Here is a 19857-nt window from a genome sequence, read left to right as displayed (position 1 = left end):
TCCTCCTAGTGTCCTGGCACATCACCCCATAGAATTTTATGCAGCTGCAATTGAAAGCGAACAGCTAACTTATCCTTTATTATCCATTCGGCAAGTGTAGTTGGATTTAACTCACCCCAACTCGGGGAAAACAAAACTTGAACTCGTTTCGGCAAATGATATTCTGCCATAATCTGACAGGCCCATTCATAATCTTTGCGATCACAGAGCACAAACTTGATTTGATCGCTGGATTTCAGATGAACCAAATTGTCAAATAAATTCTTTTCACATTCACCCGAACCTGGTGTTTTTAAATCCATTACAATCATTACACGCTGATTAACCTGACTGATATCACGAGCCCCGCTTGTTTCCAACGAAACATTATAACCTGCATTACATAACTCGTTAAGGAGCGTTAGACACCCTGGTTGCGCTAAAGGTTCCCCACCGGTGACACAGACATGCTTGCTGTGATAGGTGGCTACCTGCGAGAGGATGGCATCAATAGAATGTATTTCGCCACCACTAAAAGCATAAGCTGTATCGCAGTATTGACAGCGTAGTGGACACCCGGTTAATCGAATAAAGACCGTGGGCAAGCCCACGGTGGTTGATTCACCTTGTAGGGAATGGAAGATTTCGGTAATACGTAATTGTTTACTACTTATCATGAAACGCCTAGGGACTCCAGTTTCGTTGTTGCTAATTGTGCAGTTGGCGTATCAGGATAGTTTCTTAAGACTTCGTGTAAACGCATTCTTGCATCTTCAATTTTACCCGAAGCAGCGAGTGCATACCCAATCTTCAAGGTGCTAGCTGCAGCTTTACTTGAGGATGGGAATTGTTTTAATACAATTTCAAAATGCTCGATGGCTTTTGGATAATTATTCTTAACCATGTACAGCTCGCCTAGCCAATACTGAGCATTTGCAGTATAGCCGCCTTGAGGGTATTGAGCAACAAAGGTTTTCATTGCGGTTAAGGCTTCATCAAAACGTTTGTTTTTGACTAAGTCATAGGCCGCGAGATAGCTGATTTGTTCATCAGCAGGATTGCCTCGAGAGACATTGGTTATGGGTTGAGTGTTAATTTTCTGCTCGTGAGTAGCAGACTTCGTCGCTGTTCCAGAAGGGTTGGCAGGTGTTTTTGCATCTGGCCCAAGGGATAAGTTCGTTATTTTTTCTTGTGCTGGAAGCGGCGCGGCAGCGTGCGTTGATTTGGAGCTACTACTATCATTGCGTAAGCGGTTATCGAGATCTTTATAAAATGCTAATTGTTGTTGTTGTAATAATTTCAAATCCCGCGCTTGCACTTCTAACTGTCCACGCAATTCTTGAATTTCTTGCTGCAATCCTTGCAACTTATCCAGTAATCCTGCGTTAGCATTGTTACTATCGTGATTATCTTGCGCAAGAGCAATCTCTTCCTCATTATCAATATCTTCTAATTGAGCTTTGGCAACAGGCTGCTCTATGGCGGCCTGTTCATCCAAAATCGCAAAATTCTCGCTATCATCAACTACAGGCGCTTCAGCTAAAACCTGAAAGGGGAAAAGACAGGTAAGGCATAAGCAAAGTAGAAGTCGATGGGATTTGATCATCGCGTTGCCTCATAGGTTAGTTCGACACGACGATTCTGCATATGAGATGCCTCGTCATGCCCGAGATTTGCCGGACGTTCTTTACCATAACTTACAACACGAATCTGATTTCTGCCAACCCCAGCCATACGCATAAGTTCAGCTACAGTATTCGCGCGACGCTCTCCAAGAGCAATGTTGTATTCACGACTACCACGCTCATCGGTGTGACCAGCTAATAGCACACGGGCACCTGGATGGGTTTTTAAATATTCCGATTGTGCGTTAAGAGAGGCGGTATATTTGGGATTAAAAGAGGCGTCATCATAAGAAAATAGATAAATTTGGTTGTGTGGTGCTTGAGTAGTATAAGACTCACCAGGCTCTTGACCAGCAAAACGACTCAATTGTCCGAGACCATGAGCAGATGCTCCGCCTGCGCCCATGCCATCGGCACTACCGGGTGTCTTGGAACAGGATGCGAGCAGCACCACGCTGGCGGCAGCAATTCCCAACTTGAAAAACAATCTGGCTTTCATCCTCTTATTCTCCTTCTTCTTCGAATTACTAATAATTACTAACAGGGACGTTCCCTAGTGAAACCTAGAGAACTACTTTTTCTAGGTTAAAGCGCCAAATGGCGGCTCATTGTACAATTGTTTTCTTGATTTCGCCATTGCCTCTGAAGCATTAAGATAAAATTACGAAGCGTGGCGATCTGCTCTAATCCGGTTCACCGTAAAGTTTGTTATTGCTGCGGTCAGCAGTTCTGTGGCTCGATTAGCGGCCACAACTCCACCATAAGGGGTATCTGCTGCACAGGTGACTTTATAGTTAAAAATTCGTGATGCCACAACATGATTATCCTCAACGCGTACCAGAACAACTTTAACAATCAAGCTGACAAAGCTGGGTTTCGTTAAAAAGTTTTGATGTAACTCAATTAATTGAGTATCTATGCGGTATTCCGTTATCTCAGCACCTGGACTTGAAGCAACCACATGAAAATAACCGCTACGTTGTAAGCTTTGGACAATTAAAGGCAATAACATTTCGGCCGGTTGGTCAACCCAAGCACTGTGAACAAAATGTTTCAATTCAAAGGGTCTATCCGTATATAGCATTTCTTCACCCTGATACCCAGCCACAGCATCGGGAGTATTAACAAAAATAGAATGACGAGAAGCTCTGTTCGTCAATTGTTTTTTACTATGAGCGGCTAGTTTAAATTGATCAGTAACCAAGGGTTTCACCGCACACCCAGTTAATCCAACGAAAGCACAGGTAAGCAAAAGGAAGATAAATTTTTTCACAGTTACTCTCCTGGCCCGGGTTTAGGAGGTTGCGTTCCACGAATAAGAACGGAAGGATTCTGACGCATTTGCGTGCTAATTTTCTCTAGATTGGCGGCTATGACATCAAGGCGGCGCAATAAAACCACCGCTGGAGGTACAGCTTGCTGCGAAATCTTATTAATCGCTAGTTTCCCAGCTTGCATGGTATCAGCAACTTCATTACCTGCTTTACTAACAGAGGTCGCCATGACATTGAATTTGCGCACGCCCGTTTTTAACTCAGCAACAACGGTAGGGAATTCCTGGCTCACCCGAGCAGCATTTTTTAAAAAGACATCAGCATTTTCTAGGCTTTTGTGAATATGTTCGCTATCTTTAGCGATAACGTCTGTAACAGTTTTGAAATTAGCAAGCGTCTTTTTAATGTATTCGGAGTTTTCTTTGTCAAATATTCGACTAACCTCGATACTGACCTTATTGACATTCTCAGCAACCTCTTTAAGTACTCTATCCAGTTGGTGGAACAAAGAAGGTTTTGAAGGGATGATGGGATAACGGTGATCGGGTACTTTTTTTAGGGGTGTTAAGTCCGATGAGCTGGCGGAAAGACCAATATAGGTAGTCCCCGTAATTCCTTGAGAAATTAAGGTCGCGCTGGTGCTTGTAGTAATTGGTATTCCCTCTTCGATACTAAGAAGCAATTTAACTTGTTGCGGATCAGCATGATTAAGTTCGATTTTGCTTACAAAACCAACTTGCACGCCATTGAATTTCACAGAGGCTTCATTGCTGAGACCTGAGACGGCTTCATGCATGTATACTTCGTAAATCTTATATTTTTTTTGTTCAAAACCAACAGAAAGCCATAAACCGGAGGCGATAAGGCCTGCGATAAGAATTAAAACAATTATCCCGACAACGGTGTAGTTGGTTTTAGCTTCCAAAAAGCATGCTCCTATAGATTTTATGCACTTTTATGTATCAGTTAAGAGTTTTAAGAAATACTCTCACTCAGTTTAAAGTTTACTGAAGTAATCGGCAATTAATGGATGCTTATTTTTCATAACTTTATCCAATGGCCCAACATCCAATATCTTACCTTCGCCAATAAAGGCAATTCTGTCTGTTGTTTTCTTTAACGACTCCATGTCATGACTAATCATAACGATTGTCAACTTTAAAGCATCTCTTAAAAAGAGCAGTAAATCATCAAATTCCCTGGCACTATGTGGATCAAGTCCCGTTGTTGGTTCATCTAAAAATAATAATTCGGGATCCATGGCAAGGGCACGGGCAGCAGCGGCTCGCCGCTGCATGCCCCCGCTTAATTCAGAAGGAAATTTACCAGCTGCTTCTTTTGGCAATCCCACCAAGCCAATTTTAAGCATAGCGAGCTCCTCCATGAAGTTTCGATCGAGGGTCGTGAATTCGTGCATGGGGAACATAATATTTTCCATCACCGTCATCACTGAGAAAAGGGCGCTATGCTGAAACATCATGCCCCAGCGACGTCGGAGTGCATCTGCCTCATTTCCCGTCAATTGATAAATATCTTCGCCAAAGATTTTTAAACGGCCTGCAGTAGGTTTTAAAAGCATAAGTAGGCTGCGCAAAATGGTTGTTTTGCCGCTGCCGCTCCCACCAATGATGGCTAAAATCTCTCCTTGCTCGACAGTGAGATTAACATCAGAATGAACCCACTGCTCCCCAAGGCGATTTTTTAAACCGATGATTTCTATGACCGGCTCACTCATTTTATAAATCCAGCCAACTATAAATGATGGAATAAACAGCATCAGCCACAATAATTAGGAAAAGAGCTTGCACAACACTCTTGGTTGTTTGACTACCAATGGTGTCTGCCTCGACTTTGAAGCCTTGGTAACATCCAACAAGGGCAATTAATATGGCAAAGGCAGGCGCCTTATACAAACCTAACATCAATTGATCCAGACCGACGGAATCTCGCAGGCGTGTCATAAAATCGATATAACTGACATCCAACATCCATTTAGACATATATAAAGATCCGAGGATGCTAAATACATCAGCCCAGAAAATGAGCAAAGGAAAAATAAAAAGCAGAGCTAAAACTTTGGGTAAGACCAAAAGCTCGGTGGGCGATAAGCCCATGGTCTTGATGGCATCAATTTCTTCATTGATTTTCATGCTACCAATTTGCGCAGTAAAGGCAGAGCTTGTACGGCCTGCGACAATAATGGCAGTGATGAGAGGTCCAAATTCACGAAAAATAGCTAGCCCGGATAAGTAAGCTATAAAAATGTGAGCCCCATATGTTTGCAACTGCAAGCCCATCTGATAGGCGAGCACAATACCAATCAAAAAAGCCAACAAACCCACAATAGGTAGTGCTTGGATACCTGCAGAATAGATATTGGAAACAATGCTGGGTAACTGGAAGCGCCGCCAATAGCCAAAAGCTTCGAAAATTTTAGCACTCAAATCACCGATCAGAATAATAAAACCATCTAATTGCTTTAATTTGTGAATGGTTTCTCTACCGATAGTGGCCAGGATATTTTCCTTTGGTGGAGGAGGTGGTTTGTAATGGAGAATGTCCTGTTTTTTTTCAACAAGTTTCAATAGGGAAAGCTGTTCCTCGGTAAATTTCGTGAGATTGACTTCATTATTTCTGATTTTAAGTGTTTTAATGCATTCTAATAAGGCTATTGCACCTGCACTATCAAAATAATGCAGTTCTGCACCACTGATGGTCAGTTTGCTTTCTTTAGGAGTAGTAGACTCTAGAAATTGTTTTAAAAGACCATCCATGTGAAGAACGGACCAAGAACCTTCACAGCGGTATGTATTATTTTCTTCATCGAAAAGAAGTTGAGCCGCAGGTTTTACCTTAGTCATCGTTTGCAATCATCTCAATAAATAGCCTATTGTCAACAGACCCTAGCATAATACGAATTTTTCTTTGCAGCAAAACCAATTGCTGCGCAAATTATCGTCATCCTGAGCGTGGCGAAGGATCTCCAACAGATAAACATCGATGTTTACTCGAGAAGCCCCTCGTCATGCTCATGATAATGCCATTTTGATCATATTTTGATAAAAATATGATTTTGCCCCCTGATAGGTTTGTATCATACAGAATATTTCAATAAATTGTGCTAGAATAAACGGCATTTTTTCTGGTGCAGTATAGCGTATGCAAGACAACTACAGCCAATTTGAAAAACGTAAACAAGATCACATTGTACTTGCTTTAAAGGACAGTAATCAGGCCAGTGAATCAAATTTTTTGGATGATTTTTTTCTCGTGCATGAAGCATTGCCCGATCTCAATTTTGCTGACATTGATATACAGAGCAAGCGTTTTGGACGACTCATAGCAACGCCATTTTTCGTAAGCTCTATGACCGCAGGACACCAGGATGCTATGAATATTAATCAGCATCTGATGGAAGCTTGTTCCCAAAGCAATTGGGCTATGGGCGTTGGTTCGCAACGACGCGAATTAACAGATAAAAATGCGGCAAATGAATGGCAAATGCTGCGGCGTAATTTTACAAAAGTAAGCCTGTTTAGTAACTTAGGTATTGCCCAATTAATTGAGACGTCTATTGATCATGTACAACGGCTAACGGATGCCTTACAAGCCGAAGCTTTAATCATTCACTGTAATCCTTTACAAGAGGCTCTGCAGCCTGAGGGTACCCCGCAATTCAAGGGTTGTTGGCAAGCGCTCGCCGATTTAGTAACGAAACTACCTATTCCTGTTGTAGTCAAGGAAACAGGGTGTGGTTTTTCCATATCGACGCTACAACGTTTAAATGACATTGGCGTCGCTGCTGTTGATGTCAGTGGTTTGGGTGGCACGCATTGGGGACGAATAGAAGGGCATCGTGCTGTACAGGGTAGTGTTCAACAAAAGGCGGCCATCAGTTTTCGCAATTGGGGCATCGATACCGTGCAGAGCGTCAGGAATGCTGTGGTAATAAAACCAACTTTTGAAATATGGGGTTCAGGTGGTGTTCGTCATGGTTTGGATGCGGCAAAATTGTTCGCTTTAGGCGCATGCTCTGTAGGTTTTGCTAAGCCAATGCTAAATGCAGCCTTACAAAATGCTCAGATTGTTTATGAACTCATGATGACTATCGAATATGAATTAAAAGTTGCTATGTTTTGTACAGGTAGTCGCATACTCACTGAACTCAAGGAGAAGGCATGCCGTTAAGCAGTCAAGCCAGTCGTTTATTCCAAGGGTTTTCCAAATTAGAACCTGAAGAACGATTTCAGCGTTTATTGGATTTAGGTGCACTCACGCTTGAAGATATTCAATATCTAAAAAATGGCGGCGTTAAAGACACCGTGCTTGCAGATAAATTAATCGAAAATGTGATTGGTTACTTTCAACTTCCCTTAGGTGTAGCGACTAATTTTTGCATTGATGGGCAGGATTATGTGATTCCTCTGGCTGTGGAGGAAACGTCAATTATTGCCGCGTTATCAAAAACGGCCAAGTGGATTAGACAGCATGGCGAAATTCACACTTGGGTCACTGGTGATTGCATTCTGGGACAAATTCAGATTGCAAACGTGAGTGATTTTTCACGATTCTCAGCCATATTCAGCAAAAATAAACACTTTTTTCTTGAAAAAGCCAATGAAGAAGTAGCTGCTAATATGGTCAAGCGCGGCGGTGGAGTTATGGATCTGCAATTACGCCATATACCTCGTGAAGATGGTGGTGATATGGCAGTAATTCATATCACTATGAATACCTGCGATGCTATGGGTGCGAATATTATTAATCAAGTTTTGGAGTTTCTAAAAACACCTATCGAAAATTTAACTGGTGAACAGGTCACCATGTGCATTCTCTCCAATTTGAACGATGAGAAGCTAACAACGGCCAACGTTCTGATTCGTGATGTGGAACCAGAGTTAGGGAAGCGTCTTGAAGAGGCTTCTCTGTTTGCAGAAATCGACCCTTATCGTGCCGCCACCCATAACAAAGGGGTAATGAATGGAATTGATCCTGTCTTGATTGCTACAGGTAATGATTGGCGAGCAGTAGAAGCAGGAGTTCATGCTTATGCAGCACGATCAGGTCATTATCAGGCGATCACTCGTTGGCGATATAAAGATGGTTTGCTAACTGGTGAATTGACAGCGCCGATTATTGTTGGCACCGTCGGTGGAGTAACAGCGCTGCATCCAACAGCAAAATTGTGTTTACGCATGATGGGCATTGAATCTGCAAATCACTTATCACGGGTACTTGCTGCAGTAGGATTGGTGCAAAATTTAGGTGCTCTTAAGGCACTGTGTACTGAAGGGATTATTCAAGGCCACATGAAACTGCATATCGATAATTTGCTGCTCGTTGCAGGTGCTTCTGACAGTGAAATACCTCTCCTCAAAGAGCGCTTACAAAGCTGGTTAAGTGTTAATAAGCGGGTGAGTTTAAACAATGCTTATGAACTCTTAACTGAAATCAGACAGGCCAAAATTGCATCATGAGATGGCGTATCCCAGCTAAAACGTTTCTATTAGGTGAGTATGCTGCTTTGGCAGGAGCTTCGGCAATGTTATTAACAACTACGCCTTGTTTTGCATTGTCAGTTACGGCTGATGAAGGTCTGAATGGAATCCATTCTGATTCTCCAGCAGGCCAATGGTGGATACACCATCGTATCCCAAAGCAAGGACTATTGTGGCATGATCCTTATGAGGGCAGGGGTGGATTAGGCGCTTCAAGTGCGCAATTTATAGCAACTTATCTTGCCACCAGCCGTATATTGCGTGTTACAGCAAATCATAAAAGTTTACTTGATGCGTATTATCAATCAACATGGCGCGGTGAAGGACTAAAACCAAGTGGTTATGATGTATTGGCACAAACGCAAAATCGCTGTGTTTATATTAATCGTCAGAATGATTTGCTGCATTCCTATGATTGGGTTTTTAAAGATATTGCATTTTTATTACTGCACAGCGGTCAAAAATTAGCGACACATTATTATTTACAAAGGGTCAAGTTACCTACTTCAATTCATACCTTAGCGGCCATTGTCGAACAAGGGAAAGAAGCGTTTGAGAAAGAAGATAGTTCTGCTTTAATTGCTGCTGTGAATAGCTACCAGGAGCAGTTAGTTACTCTAGGGCTCATGGCTGCTCATAGCTTACAACAAATTCGTGCTTTTAGAGAGCAACCGGATATCTTAGCAGCAAAAGGATGTGGAGCATTAGGCGCTGATGTAATGTTGTTGATCGTGCCTAGTTTGCTTTTAAAAGCCAAAGCTACTAGCCTCACAGCGGAAGGTTGGAAAATTTTGGCAACAAGCGATGATTTATACGCAGGTTGTGCATTATTAAAAAATAAAACCCAGAAAACACTTGAAATTTTACCTTGATCCGGTATGATTCCAGCCTCTTTAGGGCCGTTAGCTCAGTCGGTAGAGCAGGAGGCTTTTAACCTCTGTGTCATAGGTTCGATTCCTATACGGCCCACCATTTAAGTGTAACTTAAGTGTTATACTGAAATATTTAAAAAGAAGCATCTGATCAAAAATTATTAGCTGTAGAGGGCCGTTAGCTCAGTCGGTAGAGCAGGAGGCTTTTAACCTCTGTGTCATAGGTTCGATTCCTATACGGCCCACCATTCTGGGCTCCTACCGCAAAGACCAGATAACTAGTGTGACATTAACGATTTACCTAAACCATCCTATGCGCTCGTAGCTCAGCTGGATAGAGTACTTGGCTTCGAACCAAGGTGTCGGGGGTTCGAGTCCCTCCGAGCGCGCCATTTAAAATCGGTCTATTCCGGAGACATGGGTTACAAATTATACCGGAGACATAGGTAACACTTTAGGCCCAAAAGGATTGGGTAAAGGCTCCAATTTACATGTCTGCTCATCAAAATATCCTAGATCATACTGCATAAAACTAACTAACCAAATATCATCATCTACCTCCTTAATTCCAACATTTTGCCCTGCCAAAACGCTAGTTAGATTTATTTTCTTGCCCTTTAGACAGACTCTACCACAATGAGTGACCGTAATGGTTTTATCATGAAAGGGATACTCAACTTCGGGTAGACCTTTGTATTCTTTATTTGAAGGAACATAAACTTCACCTGGGTATCTCATTTGCAAAGCCTGATGTGGGCGGTCATGGTTATACTCTTGTATAAAGCGATCAAACTTCTCTTGCTGTTGCAAAAAATTTTCTCCCGCAGGTTTCGTCGTTTCTTTTTTCAAAGTTAAATGCATACGTTCATGACGGCCATTTTCCTGTGGGTTCCCCGGTTTTATTCGTTCTATGCTAATGCCTAATCGAAGCCACCATACGGAAAGTTTACTTAGACCAAATAAAGCATGCGGAGAAGAAAAAGGAACGCCATTATCGGTGCGAATAGCGTTTGGGATACCAAACTCTCTAAAAACACGTTCAAATACAGTAATGGCATATTGCTCTTTAGTAGTCACTAAACCCTCACAAGCAAGTAAATAGCGACTATTAAAGTCTGTAATTGTTAATGGATAACAATATTGTTTATTCCCTAGTTGAAACTCGCCTTTATAATCTGCACACCATAATTCGTTGGGCTTCTTGCCAAATGATAGATCGGTCCCTTGCGCTTTATAGCGGCGTCTCTTCTGCCGAGTAACAAGCCCATATTTATCCAAAATAGTGTGAATCGTGCTAATCGCTGGTGGTTTTACATCGGGGTATTTCCTTAAAATCTTTTCTCGAATCTTGGGCGCCCCCCATGAAGGTTTTTCTTTTTTTACTTTTAATATTTCTTTTTCCAGCTGGAATGGAAGTTGATTAGCATATCGATGCGGTCTTCTACTCCGATCATTTAAGCCTTCTAATCCACTATGTTTATAGCGATCATAAATTTTATACCCAGTTTTTCGAGAAATACCGAATTCTTGGCATAAAGTAGACATTTGCTCGCCATCTAATAATCTTGCTACAAATTTTATCTTTTCATCCACTTTATTACACTCCTTCCAAGGGCATTCCCTTCTCCTGAAATGCCTATGAGTGTAACCTATGTCTCCGGAATATTTTGTTACCTATGTCTCGATAAGGACAATCAAAGACTTAGCCAAAAGTTTGACTTAGGAACCAAGTCGGGGTGACGTAAACGTGCCTGATACTCTCTCTGAAGCTTTCCGTAAATGGTCACTTGCAAGATGTGCGTAGCGCAGTACAGTATCATATTCTGACCATCCACCAAGTTGCTGTAACTCGTGTAAGGATGTACCATTTTGGACATGCTAACTCGCCCAAGTATGGCGTAAGTCATGCCAGCGAAAATCTTTAATGCCTACCCGCTTCAAAGCCTTCAGCCATGCATGGTTATTACAACGAGTTATTGGTTTTCCCTGATACGTAAATACAAAATCAGGGTGTTTTCCTTTTTGCCTTTCTAATATTTCCAGTGCAATAGAATTTAACGGCACAGGGATTGCTTTTTTAGTTTTGGATTGATCGGGATGAATAAGTGCATGGCCTTTTTTCATATCCACTTCATTCCATTGCAGTCCTGTGACATTTGATTGTCTTAACCCAGTAACCAGAGTAAACGCCGCCATATCTTTTAGATGTGGTGGTAACTCATTCAGCAACTGCTGTGCTTCAGCCCTTGTTAACCACCGTAACCGCTTATTTTCAAATTTTCGCATTCGAATTGCTGGAACTGAATCCAACCATTTCCACTGTTTATATGCTCGATTTAAAATTGCACGGATTAACTCCAATGTGCGGTTAACAGAAGAAGGTTTTAATGATAAAGGGAGTCTCATCTTGTATTATTCTTTAGTTGTTTTAACAAGCGCAGTTTAATTGCGCGTTTGTGATTAGAATTAAGAAAGTTTGTTGCATGGGCTTGATCATTAGTTTGCGTGTTTTCTTGATCGATTAATTATCATTAAAATCCTTGCCAATTAACACTTAACCATGCTCTAAAATTCTTTAATAATTCTTCCGCTTGATCAATACAAGTTGTTACGGTACTTTCAGGAATAAAGTCTCCGGAATAATCAGCAAGATTACGTTGTTTACGCATGGCATCCAATATAATTACGGTATTCCTATCAATTCCCAAGGTCTGAGGTAATAACTGAATCATGGTTTGATGATGACCTGGTTTACTGGTTAAGGTTCGGTAGCCATTGGCTTGTAACGCTGTATTTGCGATTTGCATGATCGCTTTATAGGCAGCATCAAAACGATTCTCTGCGCTCACGGCGTTGATCTTGGAATCAGCAATATTTCTTTCAGCAGCATGTAAAAGTCGTTTTATTATGTCTTGATGAGGTGTAGTTTTCTCAAGGGTTTTACCAACGAGATTATCTAATGTCATCAAACTCTCCAATAACAAAAAGTTTGGGACTGTTCATAATCTCTTGGATAAAAACATCCTGATCACTTAAACATTTTTTCCATTGAGTCTGGGAATATATTTTAGGGTTAATTTCTCGCCCCAAACTTGTTTGGGCAGGATAGAGTGCTGCCACAACTTCTGCAAAGCCAACATTACCAATGATTAGAACATCAATATCACTTCCTAAGTTTTCGGTCCCTCTTGCCACAGAACCAAATACAAAAGCCACTTCAATTTTTTCGATTAACGGCGCTAAAGCATCCGCCAATATATCTACTAATCCAGAAGTTTTCTTTAAAATGCTAGCGAGCTCATTAAAAATAGGAAAATTGCGATTAGCTTGATAATAAACTTGATTGCCACTGACTTCGCGTATTAACACCTGAGCTTTAGCAAGTTTAGAGAGTTCACGATGAAGGGTTCCTGCAGTTGTGCTGGTTAGTCGAGCAATCTCACGAACATGATAACGGTTTTCTGGATGAAGTAATAACAGTCCAAGTACGCGGCGCCGATATTCAGAAAACAATACTGAAGTATTTACCATAAGTTTTTATGAAGCCAAATAAGCTACAAATATAGCTTAAAAAGCTACAATATACAATTTTCATTAGTGTTGTTTTTATTGGTTTCAACTGAGTAGATTGCAGTTAATATTAGTCCGGATTCCTACCAGGATTATACTTCAGGTACCATTGCTCTTTAAACCATAGTGCAACATTAACTAATAAAATTAATACCGGGACTTCAACAAGAGGACCAATTACTGTCGCAAAAGCGATAGCTGAGTTTAGACCAAAGGTTGCAATAGCAACTGCAATGGCTAATTCAAAATTATTGCTAGCTGCGGTAAAAGAAGCCGCTGTCGTTTTTTCATAATTGGTATCAATCAATTTTCCCATGACAAAACTGATTATAAACATGACAAAAAAATAGATAACTAAAGGGATGGCGATATGAATAACATCAATGGGAAGTTGTAAAACCATAGCGCCTTTCAAAGAAAACATAGCAAAGATAGTAAAAAGTAAGGCAATCAAGGTAAGTGGTGTAATTTTGGGTAGGAAAACTGATTCATACCAAGATAAGCCTCTCTGTTTGATTAAAATATAGCGGCTGGTAAAGTCTGCACGAAAAGGAATTCCTAGATAAATAAACACACTTTCCGCGATGGTGAGGAACTCAACATGAATGGTTTGTCCCTGCAGTCCAATCAGTGGCGGAAGGATTGTTAAGAAAAACCAGCATAGATACTAAAAAATACTAGTTGAAATAGACTGTTAAATGCAACTAAGGCAGCAGCATACTGATTATCGCCTTGAGCCAATTGATTCCACACAATTACCATTGCAATGCATCGAGCAAGACCAATCAAAATCAATCCAGTCATGTATTCAGGATAATCGTGCAGAAAAGAACAATACCCTGATCGGTTGCGTAGTCATTACCTGCAGCAACTTGTGGATTTTGAGGTTGGATTGCAACACGTATTGTCTTTATCTTTCTTTGGGAGACAGCAGGTACTATCCTCTGTTTTCTGCTCACCTGAAAACAATTGAACATCATCCATTGTATAGTAGGCTTCCCAGGCCAAACCAGAAGGATCGTTTACCCATGATTTTTCTGATTTAGCATAACAGCAGACGGTTTCACCATCATGATGGGTTAAAATATTAGCTTTTGAAAATTGGTCTCTGAGGGCACCTAGTTCGGCAGCATCATCAACCTGTAAACCAAGATGGTCTACTCCACGTTTACCAGAGCGGGTTGATATGGCAAAATTAATACGAGGATCATCAAGCATCCATTTGGCGTAATCTTCTTTAATTTTTACGGGCTCTACACCAAATAGTGCATTGTAGAACTGGATACTATCAGCTAGGTTATTGACTCTAAGATGAACATGAAAGCGTTTCATAACTCGCTCCTTTTGTTTGAATCACAGCAACTATTTAATTCAATAAGCAAGCAATCATTGTTGTCAGAGTGCCTTATTTTAACCTGTTGCTTACTGCAACAATCCTGAACTATGAATGCAATAAAATCCTTCATTAACGCAAAATTTGCCGCGTAGTATATATAACGTCCCTGGCGAGAAGAGCTCACAATTCCTGCATTCGACAAATGGTTAAGATGAAATGAAAGTGTGTTATGAACTATCTTTAGCTCATCGCCTATTGCACCAGCAGACAATCCTCCAGGACCAGCTTGAACAAGTAATCGAAAAACTTGCAGGCGTGTTTCCTGGGAAAGCGTATCAAATATTTTTAGAGCGTTTTTTATGTCCATATTTCTAGAATAGTAGATATATTTAGCATTGTAAAGTAGGAGCCAGTGATCAAATTGGTTATAAATTTGATTAAGGATGCATGATGAAAATAAATATGCAGCAATAAGGCTGTAGATTCTACTATTAATTCCTGCAATTATTCTACAATAAACATATTAAATTTAATGTTAATGTTGTTCTTAGCACGTTTCTATCTGCTATGACAACAGCTTGATGGGCATTCGCAACCCATGTATACCTCTGATATTAAGAACAACATCTTATTTTATATTAAGTAACTTTATAAAAGTTCCGGGATCAATAGCATTGATAACTAAGGGAGTCATAATCAAGTGTCATTAAATCCACAATTACCTAAAGAGCCCATACATCGGATATCCAAACCATTGGCACGATTTATTCGTATTGAGACAAGCACAGCATGCTTATTGTTATTATTTACCATTATTTCGTTAATAGTTGCAAACTCGCGTTGGTCAAGGCCTTTTTTATCCGTTTGGGAAATATCCTTGGGAATTCACATGGGGGATTTTGAATTTTCTCGTCCAATACATGCTTGGATAAACGATGGATTAATGACCTTATTTTTCTTTTTTGTCTCTTTAGAATTGAAAAGAGAATTGGTATTTGGTGAGTTGCGAAATCCTAGAATGGCTGCACTTCCTGTAGCGGCTGCTCTTGGTGGGATGCTTGTACCGGCTCTAATTTACCTCATGCTCCAAACAGGTGAATCAGGACAGAGTGGATGGGGTACAGTTATGGCAACTGATACTGCTTTTGTGATTGGCTGCTTGGCACTTTTTGGTCAACATATTCCTCAAAGCCTTCGTATGTTCATGTTGTCACTGGCGATTATTGATGATATTGGTGCAATTCTGGTTGTTGCCATCGGTTATAGTCATGATATTTCCTGGATGGCTCTTTTTATATCGACAATAGGGTTTATTTTTGTACATGTAATGAAAATGCTGGGAATTCGTAATATAGCCGCTTATTTTTTTATTGGTGTTCTCATTTGGGTGGTGGTAGATACATCAGGTATTCATCCTACGGTTACCGGTGTTATTCTAGGTTTAATGACACCCCCCACAACATGGATAAAAGACAAACAAATGCATGAAATTTTAGCGCATGTGGTTTCTTACCCTCCAGGGGAGCACTGGAGCGGCGACACTGAAGATCGTAGAGCATTGCAAAGGGCTGAAGTGGCTGCTCGTGAAGCTCTTTCCCCGGTTGAACGATTAGAATTTTTTTTGCATCCATGGGTCGGCTATCTAATTTTGCCCTTATTTGCGTTAGCTAACGCAGGTGTGCCGATATCTCCTACAGATTTTACGAATTGGGTTACTGCAGCTGTTTTTTTAGGTTTCATTTTGGGAAAACCAATCGGAGTTTTGGGTTTTAGTTTTATCGGTGAATTTTTTGGACTAGCGAAACGGCCTAGAGATCTTAATTGGATAATGTTAGCTTGTGGCAGTATATTAACTGGGATCGGATTTACAATGGCTATTTTTATCGCTAATTTAGCGTTCGATAAAAACCTTATTAATGCTGCTCGGTTGGGGATACTATCAGCAAGTATTTTTTGTGCTATAGTGGGGATTTTTATGCTTTTAATATATAAATTGTTTTTTTCAATCAATTTGAATCAAAATTATTCTAAATGATTTTTAATAGCCTTATCTATATAGTTAGCACTACATTCTGTCTGTGTTCTTATAGCAAAACCAATCAGAATCTGTATGTTCGAATTTGTAAAACCCTATGAACATATTAATAAGCTTGTTAAAGGATTAGCTTCAGCCAATGTTTCTGCATTAGCAATTCATGGTAATAAAAGTCAGCCTCAACGCATTAAAGCACTCAATGATTTTAAAGCGGGCAAAGTAAAAATTTTAGTTGCAACCGACATTGCGGCAAGAGGGATTGATATTGAACAATTACCTTTAGTAGTTAACTTTGTTTTGCCCCAAGTTGCTCATGATTACGTGCACCGTATAGGTCGTACCGGACGAGCAGGACACAAAGGTCTTGCTGTTTCGTTGGTATGCGCGGATGAGTTTAAGCAATTACAAGACATTGAAAAAATGATTAATCATCGACTCGAAAGAATAGAGGTCGATAATTTTGAGTCAACTCATCGCCTACCCACTCAAAATAACAACACACAAGCAATAAAAAAGAAGGGGACTCATAAAAATTATAAATTGGGGCGAAAGAATAAAAATCGGATATCAACTTGAACATTTAGGATATTTTGATGCAAATTTGGATTGATGGGGATGCTTGTCCTAAAGTTATTAAAGATCTTTTATTTCGAGCAGCAATCAGAACCCAAACCTATTTAATTGCTGTGTCAAATCACAATATATCAGTTCCTCCGTCGCCATTTATAAAAAAATATCAAGTTGGTTTTGGGTTTGATGTAGCCGATAAATATATTCTGAATAACATGAACTGGCGGTGATTTGGTGATTACGGCTGATATACCATTAGCCGATGCTGTGATTACTAAGGAGGATTGCTCTAAACCCAAGAGGGGGAATGTATTCTGTCCAGAATGTTAAACGACATCTGGCTATTCGAAACCTTAATGAATCACTGCGAAGTTGCGACTTGTTAATAGGAGGAACTGCAAAACTAGCTCAAAAAGAAATTCGAGAATTTGCAAATAATCTAGATAAGTTTATGTCTAGAAAAATGTGATTCAATTTAGAAAGCTATTAAAGCGAATAGCAAAAATGACAATAAGGCTAGTATTTTATTTTTGAGCCGCATGCTTTTATCATTGTTAATTGCCCATTTAAAATGCTAACCTGCCGTTTGATAATTTAAATTAATGCGCACAATATTCTTTTTAGTATGTTTGGTTTCTAGCCATTCTCTGGAGCATTGTTCGTGAAACTTAAGGAACGCAACAATGAAACAAAATAAAATATATGTGGGCAATTTACCATTTGGGATTACTGAAGGAGCATTGCAAGCAGAGTTTTCTAAATATGGGAAGATAGAGGAGCTTCTTTTAATTAAAGATCGCCTTACTGGTCAAATCAAAGGATTTGGTTTTATCACGTTTAGTTCTCAACACGAGGCAGAGAAAGCTTTAGAAATGAATGGGAAGCCATTAGAAGGACGACCATTAAAAGTAAACATGGCTCAGCAGAAAATGAATCAAGCTTCGCGTGGTCATTACCGATAACTAGAGGCTCATCCGGTAATACAGCCAAAGTATAATGCTTCAGATTGATTGTAGATAAATGACACGCATAGCCATGATTAAATCTGTTGATGCAGGCAATCTAGCAACTAAAGGAACGACTCATCATACAAGATGAAGCAACAGATTTATTTGATCGCAAATACAAGGTGTAGCAGATTTGTAACAAATTAAAATATAATCCCTGTTGTTTCAGGCAGTTGTAGGCAGCAATTGGCAGATTTGTTACATCGCAAGGTTACTGATTTTATTTGTAATTAATCTTGATTAATGTGCCTCTTCGTTGGGCAGAGCCTTAATTCTTTGTGACACCTAAAATCCTTAGGCCATTTTCAATACAGTTTACTACATTGGGTTGTGATAATAAGTATTGCCCTATATGTGTTGTTAGTTGATCTTGAGCGACCCCAAAAGCCTCACTCCATTCGCTTTTCTTAAAATCCCCATGACCTAAATACATTAAAGCGACCAAGGTTGCTTGTTGGTCAGGTGGTAAGTTATTTATTGTATTAAGCATACTTTGATACCAAGGATCAGATAAAATGTAAGGTGTATCCTTTTCAGTGGTCAATTTAGGGTACTCATCTACTTTTTCTTTAAAGCGTTTTATTTGATCAAGAATATCTCTAACTTTTCGAGGTTCCATATTTAGCATTTTAATTTCTCTTTTTTCCATAATAGTTAATTATAGTCCATGTATGTAGAAGGGGGCTTTTGTCGCAAAAATATTTGCGGACCAGAAAGGAAGAAATTCTGGCGAGTTTAGGCAGCCAACTTATTATTGCTTGATGCATTCCAATGCCTATCAATTACATAGAATGAACCACGAACCCTCATTTACATTTTTTCAGCATTTTCACTGATGAGCCATCTGTGTCAATTAAGACGTAGCTTTTTAGCCGAAGAGAAAATTGATGCAATACATCTAGGCCTGATTCTTCCGCTTTTTTACACCATTGGCTTAAAGACTCAATTAACTCCTTTTGAGAGGATGCTTTTTTTAACCAAATTTGTTGCAATGATTTACGATAATTATAAACAAGCTGTAATTGTTCAAAATGATTTAGTAAGACTTGCAAATGAGAGTTAGCTTTTGTGGTTTCTTGGCGTAATAGACGTTTAGCACCCTTAAATAAATACCATTCTTTTTTATTTTTAATATGGTTGCGTTTTTCATTTTTCAAAATGGGAACAGTTACCCTTTTGTAGTAATCGGACATAATTTGAAAACGATTACTAATGACGGCTTTTATAGTATTTAAATCAACATATAGTTTGGTATCGTCTCTGGCTAATGTGGGAGGTACTTTTTTTACCTTAGCAAGTCCTAAAAAGGATAGACAACATATATAAAACCAGCCCAAATCGAATTCCCACCATTTCACAGAAAATTTAGCAGAAGAAGCGTATGTATGATGATTATTATGAAGCTCTTCCCCACCTATTAGAAAGCCCACGGGAAATACATTGGTTGACTTATCAGAGCATTCAAAATTGCGATATCCCCAATAATGACCCACGCCATTCACTACACCTGCTGATAGCGGGATCCAAATCATTTGTATTGCCCAAATAGTAATTCCAGGCAGGCCAAACAGTAGCAAATTAATTAGAAATATAAGAAGTATACCCTTGTTAGGGTAACGAGAATACAGATTACGTTCAATCCAATCATTTGGAGCGCCATGAGAATACTTGTCAATCATATCTTTATCTTTTGCTGCTTCGCGATACAATTCAGGGACCTGCCAAAAGACCTTTTTTATACTAAAGATGTGGGGGCTATGTGGATCCCCTTCAACATCTGTCATTGCATGATGTTTACGATGGATAGCAACCCATACTTTGGTCACCATACCGGTTGTTAACCAAATCCAGAATCGAAAGAAATGACTCACTATTGGATGCAAGTTTAAAGCACGGTGGGCTTGATAGCGATGCAAATAAAGAGTGACTGAAGCAATGGTGACTTGAGTTAGAACAAGGGTTGCTAAAATATATCCCCAAAGTGTTAGGTTTAAAATACCAAAAATCATAGGGTAGCCTCATTATCTGCGCTTAACCCAACTTCGTACCACATTGTCTCCCCAAGATTAAATTAAAAGCTGCCTAGTTCGC

General features: G+C 39.9%; 20 protein-coding genes, 3 tRNA genes and 4 pseudogenes. 11 read left to right on the top strand and 16 right to left on the bottom strand.

The window, feature by feature from the left end; all coding sequences use genetic code 11:
- Positions 1-5 precede the first annotated feature (5 nt).
- The 7 genes from queE to CKV79_RS11070 all read right to left on the bottom strand — a co-directional run bounded on the left by queE (position 6) and on the right by CKV79_RS11070 (position 5739).
- The gene (queE, locus tag CKV79_RS11100) at positions 6-656 is read right to left on the bottom strand and encodes a 7-carboxy-7-deazaguanine synthase QueE (protein WP_028373457.1); all 651 of its coding nucleotides are present in this window, start codon (positions 654-656) and stop codon (positions 6-8) included.
- Positions 653-1585, bottom strand: a complete 933-nt coding sequence (gene ybgF, locus CKV79_RS11095) for a tol-pal system protein YbgF (RefSeq protein ID WP_028373458.1) — start codon at positions 1583-1585, stop codon at positions 653-655. Before ybgF ends, queE begins: the two co-directional genes overlap by 4 nt.
- Entirely contained in the window at positions 1582-2103 is a 522-nt protein-coding gene (pal, locus tag CKV79_RS11090; protein ID WP_028373459.1) for a peptidoglycan-associated lipoprotein Pal, read from the bottom strand. Before pal ends, ybgF begins: the two co-directional genes overlap by 4 nt.
- A 162-nt stretch (positions 2104-2265) precedes the next feature.
- Positions 2266-2877 carry an ABC-type transport auxiliary lipoprotein family protein gene (locus CKV79_RS11085; protein WP_051546168.1) on the bottom strand — a complete coding sequence of 204 codons (612 nt, stop codon included), beginning with the start codon at positions 2875-2877 and terminating at the stop codon, positions 2266-2268.
- 2 nt (positions 2878-2879) lie between these two features.
- Positions 2880-3803, bottom strand: coding sequence for an MlaD family protein (locus CKV79_RS11080; RefSeq protein WP_028373461.1), 924 nt, complete (start codon positions 3801-3803; stop codon positions 2880-2882).
- Between the two features lie 72 nt (positions 3804-3875).
- Entirely contained in the window at positions 3876-4613 is a 738-nt protein-coding gene (locus CKV79_RS11075) for an ABC transporter ATP-binding protein (RefSeq protein ID WP_028373462.1), read from the bottom strand.
- 1 nt (position 4614) lies between these two features.
- Positions 4615-5739: an ABC transporter permease gene (locus CKV79_RS11070; RefSeq protein ID WP_035915627.1), complete on the bottom strand. Its 1125-nt coding sequence runs from the start codon at positions 5737-5739 to the stop codon at positions 4615-4617.
- A 298-nt stretch (positions 5740-6037) separates the two neighbouring features.
- Between CKV79_RS11070 and fni the strand changes: the two genes are divergently transcribed.
- The 6 genes from fni (at position 6038) to CKV79_RS11040 (ending at position 9640) form a co-directional block, all read left to right on the top strand.
- Complete coding sequence (gene fni, locus CKV79_RS11065; RefSeq protein WP_028373464.1) at positions 6038-7066, top strand: type 2 isopentenyl-diphosphate Delta-isomerase; 1029 nt, start codon at positions 6038-6040, stop codon at positions 7064-7066.
- Positions 7057-8355, top strand: a complete 1299-nt coding sequence (locus CKV79_RS11060; protein WP_028373465.1) for a hydroxymethylglutaryl-CoA reductase, degradative — start codon at positions 7057-7059, stop codon at positions 8353-8355. The genes fni and CKV79_RS11060 overlap by 10 nt, the downstream gene beginning before the upstream one ends.
- A complete protein-coding gene (locus CKV79_RS11055) occupies positions 8352-9248 on the top strand; it encodes a mevalonate kinase family protein (protein WP_028373466.1) in 897 nt (298 codons plus the stop codon). The genes CKV79_RS11060 and CKV79_RS11055 overlap by 4 nt, the downstream gene beginning before the upstream one ends.
- 24 nt (positions 9249-9272) lie before the next feature.
- Positions 9273-9348: transfer RNA gene (locus CKV79_RS11050), tRNA-Lys, on the top strand.
- Between the two features lie 72 nt (positions 9349-9420).
- A tRNA-Lys gene (locus tag CKV79_RS11045) sits at positions 9421-9496 on the top strand.
- 67 nt (positions 9497-9563) lie between these two features.
- Positions 9564-9640 (top strand) — tRNA-Arg (locus tag CKV79_RS11040).
- Positions 9641-9677: 37 nt separating this feature from the next.
- On the opposite strand, the gene CKV79_RS11035 is transcribed toward CKV79_RS11040, so the two are convergent.
- From CKV79_RS11035 to CKV79_RS11005, 7 genes and pseudogenes are all read right to left on the bottom strand, one after another.
- A complete protein-coding gene (locus CKV79_RS11035) occupies positions 9678-10841 on the bottom strand; it encodes an integrase core domain-containing protein (RefSeq protein ID WP_028373467.1) in 1164 nt (387 codons plus the stop codon).
- Positions 10842-10967: 126 nt separating this feature from the next.
- A pseudogene (locus tag CKV79_RS11030) lies at positions 10968-11630 on the bottom strand (tyrosine-type recombinase/integrase); the annotation flags it as partial.
- Positions 11631-11779: 149 nt separating this feature from the next.
- Positions 11780-12214, bottom strand: coding sequence for a hypothetical protein (locus CKV79_RS11025; protein WP_028373468.1), 435 nt, complete (start codon positions 12212-12214; stop codon positions 11780-11782).
- Positions 12201-12779, bottom strand: a complete 579-nt coding sequence (locus CKV79_RS11020; protein ID WP_028373469.1) for a nucleotidyltransferase domain-containing protein — start codon at positions 12777-12779, stop codon at positions 12201-12203. Before CKV79_RS11020 ends, CKV79_RS11025 begins: the two co-directional genes overlap by 14 nt.
- Positions 12780-12888: 109 nt before the next feature.
- A pseudogene (arsB, locus tag CKV79_RS11015) lies at positions 12889-13622 on the bottom strand (ACR3 family arsenite efflux transporter).
- A gap of 54 nt (positions 13623-13676) precedes the next feature.
- On the bottom strand, positions 13677-14150 hold the full coding sequence (locus CKV79_RS11010; protein WP_028373470.1) for an ArsI/CadI family heavy metal resistance metalloenzyme: 474 nt from the start codon (positions 14148-14150) through the stop codon (positions 13677-13679).
- A complete protein-coding gene (locus tag CKV79_RS11005; RefSeq protein ID WP_028373471.1) occupies positions 14147-14521 on the bottom strand; it encodes an ArsR/SmtB family transcription factor in 375 nt (124 codons plus the stop codon). The genes CKV79_RS11010 and CKV79_RS11005 overlap by 4 nt, the downstream gene beginning before the upstream one ends.
- 333 nt (positions 14522-14854) lie before the next feature.
- Here CKV79_RS11005 and nhaA point away from each other — a divergent pair, with 333 nt between their 5' ends.
- The 5 genes and pseudogenes from nhaA to CKV79_RS10985 all read left to right on the top strand — a co-directional run bounded on the left by nhaA (position 14855) and on the right by CKV79_RS10985 (position 17721).
- Positions 14855-16189: a Na+/H+ antiporter NhaA gene (gene nhaA / locus CKV79_RS11000; RefSeq protein ID WP_035915629.1), complete on the top strand. Its 1335-nt coding sequence runs from the start codon at positions 14855-14857 to the stop codon at positions 16187-16189.
- A gap of 108 nt (positions 16190-16297) precedes the next feature.
- Positions 16298-16765 (top strand): annotated as a pseudogene (locus CKV79_RS10995) (helicase-related protein); the annotation flags it as partial.
- Positions 16766-16782: 17 nt separating this feature from the next.
- Complete coding sequence (locus tag CKV79_RS14075) at positions 16783-16989, top strand: DUF188 domain-containing protein (RefSeq protein WP_331712962.1); 207 nt, start codon at positions 16783-16785, stop codon at positions 16987-16989.
- 4 nt (positions 16990-16993) lie between these two features.
- Positions 16994-17228 (top strand): annotated as a pseudogene (locus tag CKV79_RS14070) (DUF188 domain-containing protein).
- 214 nt (positions 17229-17442) lie between these two features.
- Positions 17443-17721 carry an RNA recognition motif domain-containing protein gene (locus tag CKV79_RS10985; protein WP_028373473.1) on the top strand — a complete coding sequence of 93 codons (279 nt, stop codon included), beginning with the start codon at positions 17443-17445 and terminating at the stop codon, positions 17719-17721.
- A gap of 313 nt (positions 17722-18034) precedes the next feature.
- Here CKV79_RS10985 and CKV79_RS10980 read toward each other — a convergent pair whose 3' ends face one another.
- Entirely contained in the window at positions 18035-18415 is a 381-nt protein-coding gene (locus CKV79_RS10980) for a DUF3775 domain-containing protein (RefSeq protein WP_051546169.1), read from the bottom strand.
- 157 nt (positions 18416-18572) lie between these two features.
- Positions 18573-19775, bottom strand: a complete 1203-nt coding sequence (locus CKV79_RS10975) for a DesA family fatty acid desaturase (protein ID WP_028373475.1) — start codon at positions 19773-19775, stop codon at positions 18573-18575.
- Between the last annotated feature and the right edge of the window lie 82 nt (positions 19776-19857).

It is taken from the genome of Legionella lansingensis, from assembly GCF_900187355.1.
In the GTDB taxonomy this organism is placed as follows: Bacteria; Pseudomonadota; Gammaproteobacteria; order Legionellales; family Legionellaceae; genus Tatlockia; species Tatlockia lansingensis.
This window is presented reverse-complemented; position numbering and strand designations above follow the sequence as displayed.

What these genes read in the sequence shown, in the direction of transcription:
- CKV79_RS10980 (WP_051546169.1), bottom strand. Translation starts at nt 18,415, where the DNA reads ATGGAAAAAAGAGAAATTAAAATGCTAAATATGGAACCTCGAAAAGTT.
- CKV79_RS11010 (WP_028373470.1), bottom strand. Translation starts at nt 14,150, where the DNA reads ATGAAACGCTTTCATGTTCATCTTAGAGTCAATAACCTAGCTGATAGT.
- fni (WP_028373464.1), top strand. Translation starts at nt 6,038, where the DNA reads ATGCAAGACAACTACAGCCAATTTGAAAAACGTAAACAAGATCACATT.
- CKV79_RS11075 (WP_028373462.1), bottom strand. Translation starts at nt 4,613, where the DNA reads ATGAGTGAGCCGGTCATAGAAATCATCGGTTTAAAAAATCGCCTTGGG.
- CKV79_RS10985 (WP_028373473.1), top strand. Translation starts at nt 17,443, where the DNA reads ATGAAACAAAATAAAATATATGTGGGCAATTTACCATTTGGGATTACT.
- CKV79_RS10975 (WP_028373475.1), bottom strand. Translation starts at nt 19,775, where the DNA reads ATGATTTTTGGTATTTTAAACCTAACACTTTGGGGATATATTTTAGCA.
- ybgF (WP_028373458.1), bottom strand. Translation starts at nt 1,585, where the DNA reads ATGATCAAATCCCATCGACTTCTACTTTGCTTATGCCTTACCTGTCTT.
- queE (WP_028373457.1), bottom strand. Translation starts at nt 656, where the DNA reads ATGATAAGTAGTAAACAATTACGTATTACCGAAATCTTCCATTCCCTA.
- CKV79_RS11025 (WP_028373468.1), bottom strand. Translation starts at nt 12,214, where the DNA reads ATGACATTAGATAATCTCGTTGGTAAAACCCTTGAGAAAACTACACCT.
- CKV79_RS11070 (WP_035915627.1), bottom strand. Translation starts at nt 5,739, where the DNA reads ATGACTAAGGTAAAACCTGCGGCTCAACTTCTTTTCGATGAAGAAAAT.
- CKV79_RS11005 (WP_028373471.1), bottom strand. Translation starts at nt 14,521, where the DNA reads ATGGACATAAAAAACGCTCTAAAAATATTTGATACGCTTTCCCAGGAA.
- pal (WP_028373459.1), bottom strand. Translation starts at nt 2,103, where the DNA reads ATGAAAGCCAGATTGTTTTTCAAGTTGGGAATTGCTGCCGCCAGCGTG.
- CKV79_RS11055 (WP_028373466.1), top strand. Translation starts at nt 8,352, where the DNA reads ATGAGATGGCGTATCCCAGCTAAAACGTTTCTATTAGGTGAGTATGCT.
- CKV79_RS14075 (WP_331712962.1), top strand. Translation starts at nt 16,783, where the DNA reads ATGCAAATTTGGATTGATGGGGATGCTTGTCCTAAAGTTATTAAAGAT.
- CKV79_RS11060 (WP_028373465.1), top strand. Translation starts at nt 7,057, where the DNA reads ATGCCGTTAAGCAGTCAAGCCAGTCGTTTATTCCAAGGGTTTTCCAAA.
- CKV79_RS11020 (WP_028373469.1), bottom strand. Translation starts at nt 12,779, where the DNA reads ATGGTAAATACTTCAGTATTGTTTTCTGAATATCGGCGCCGCGTACTT.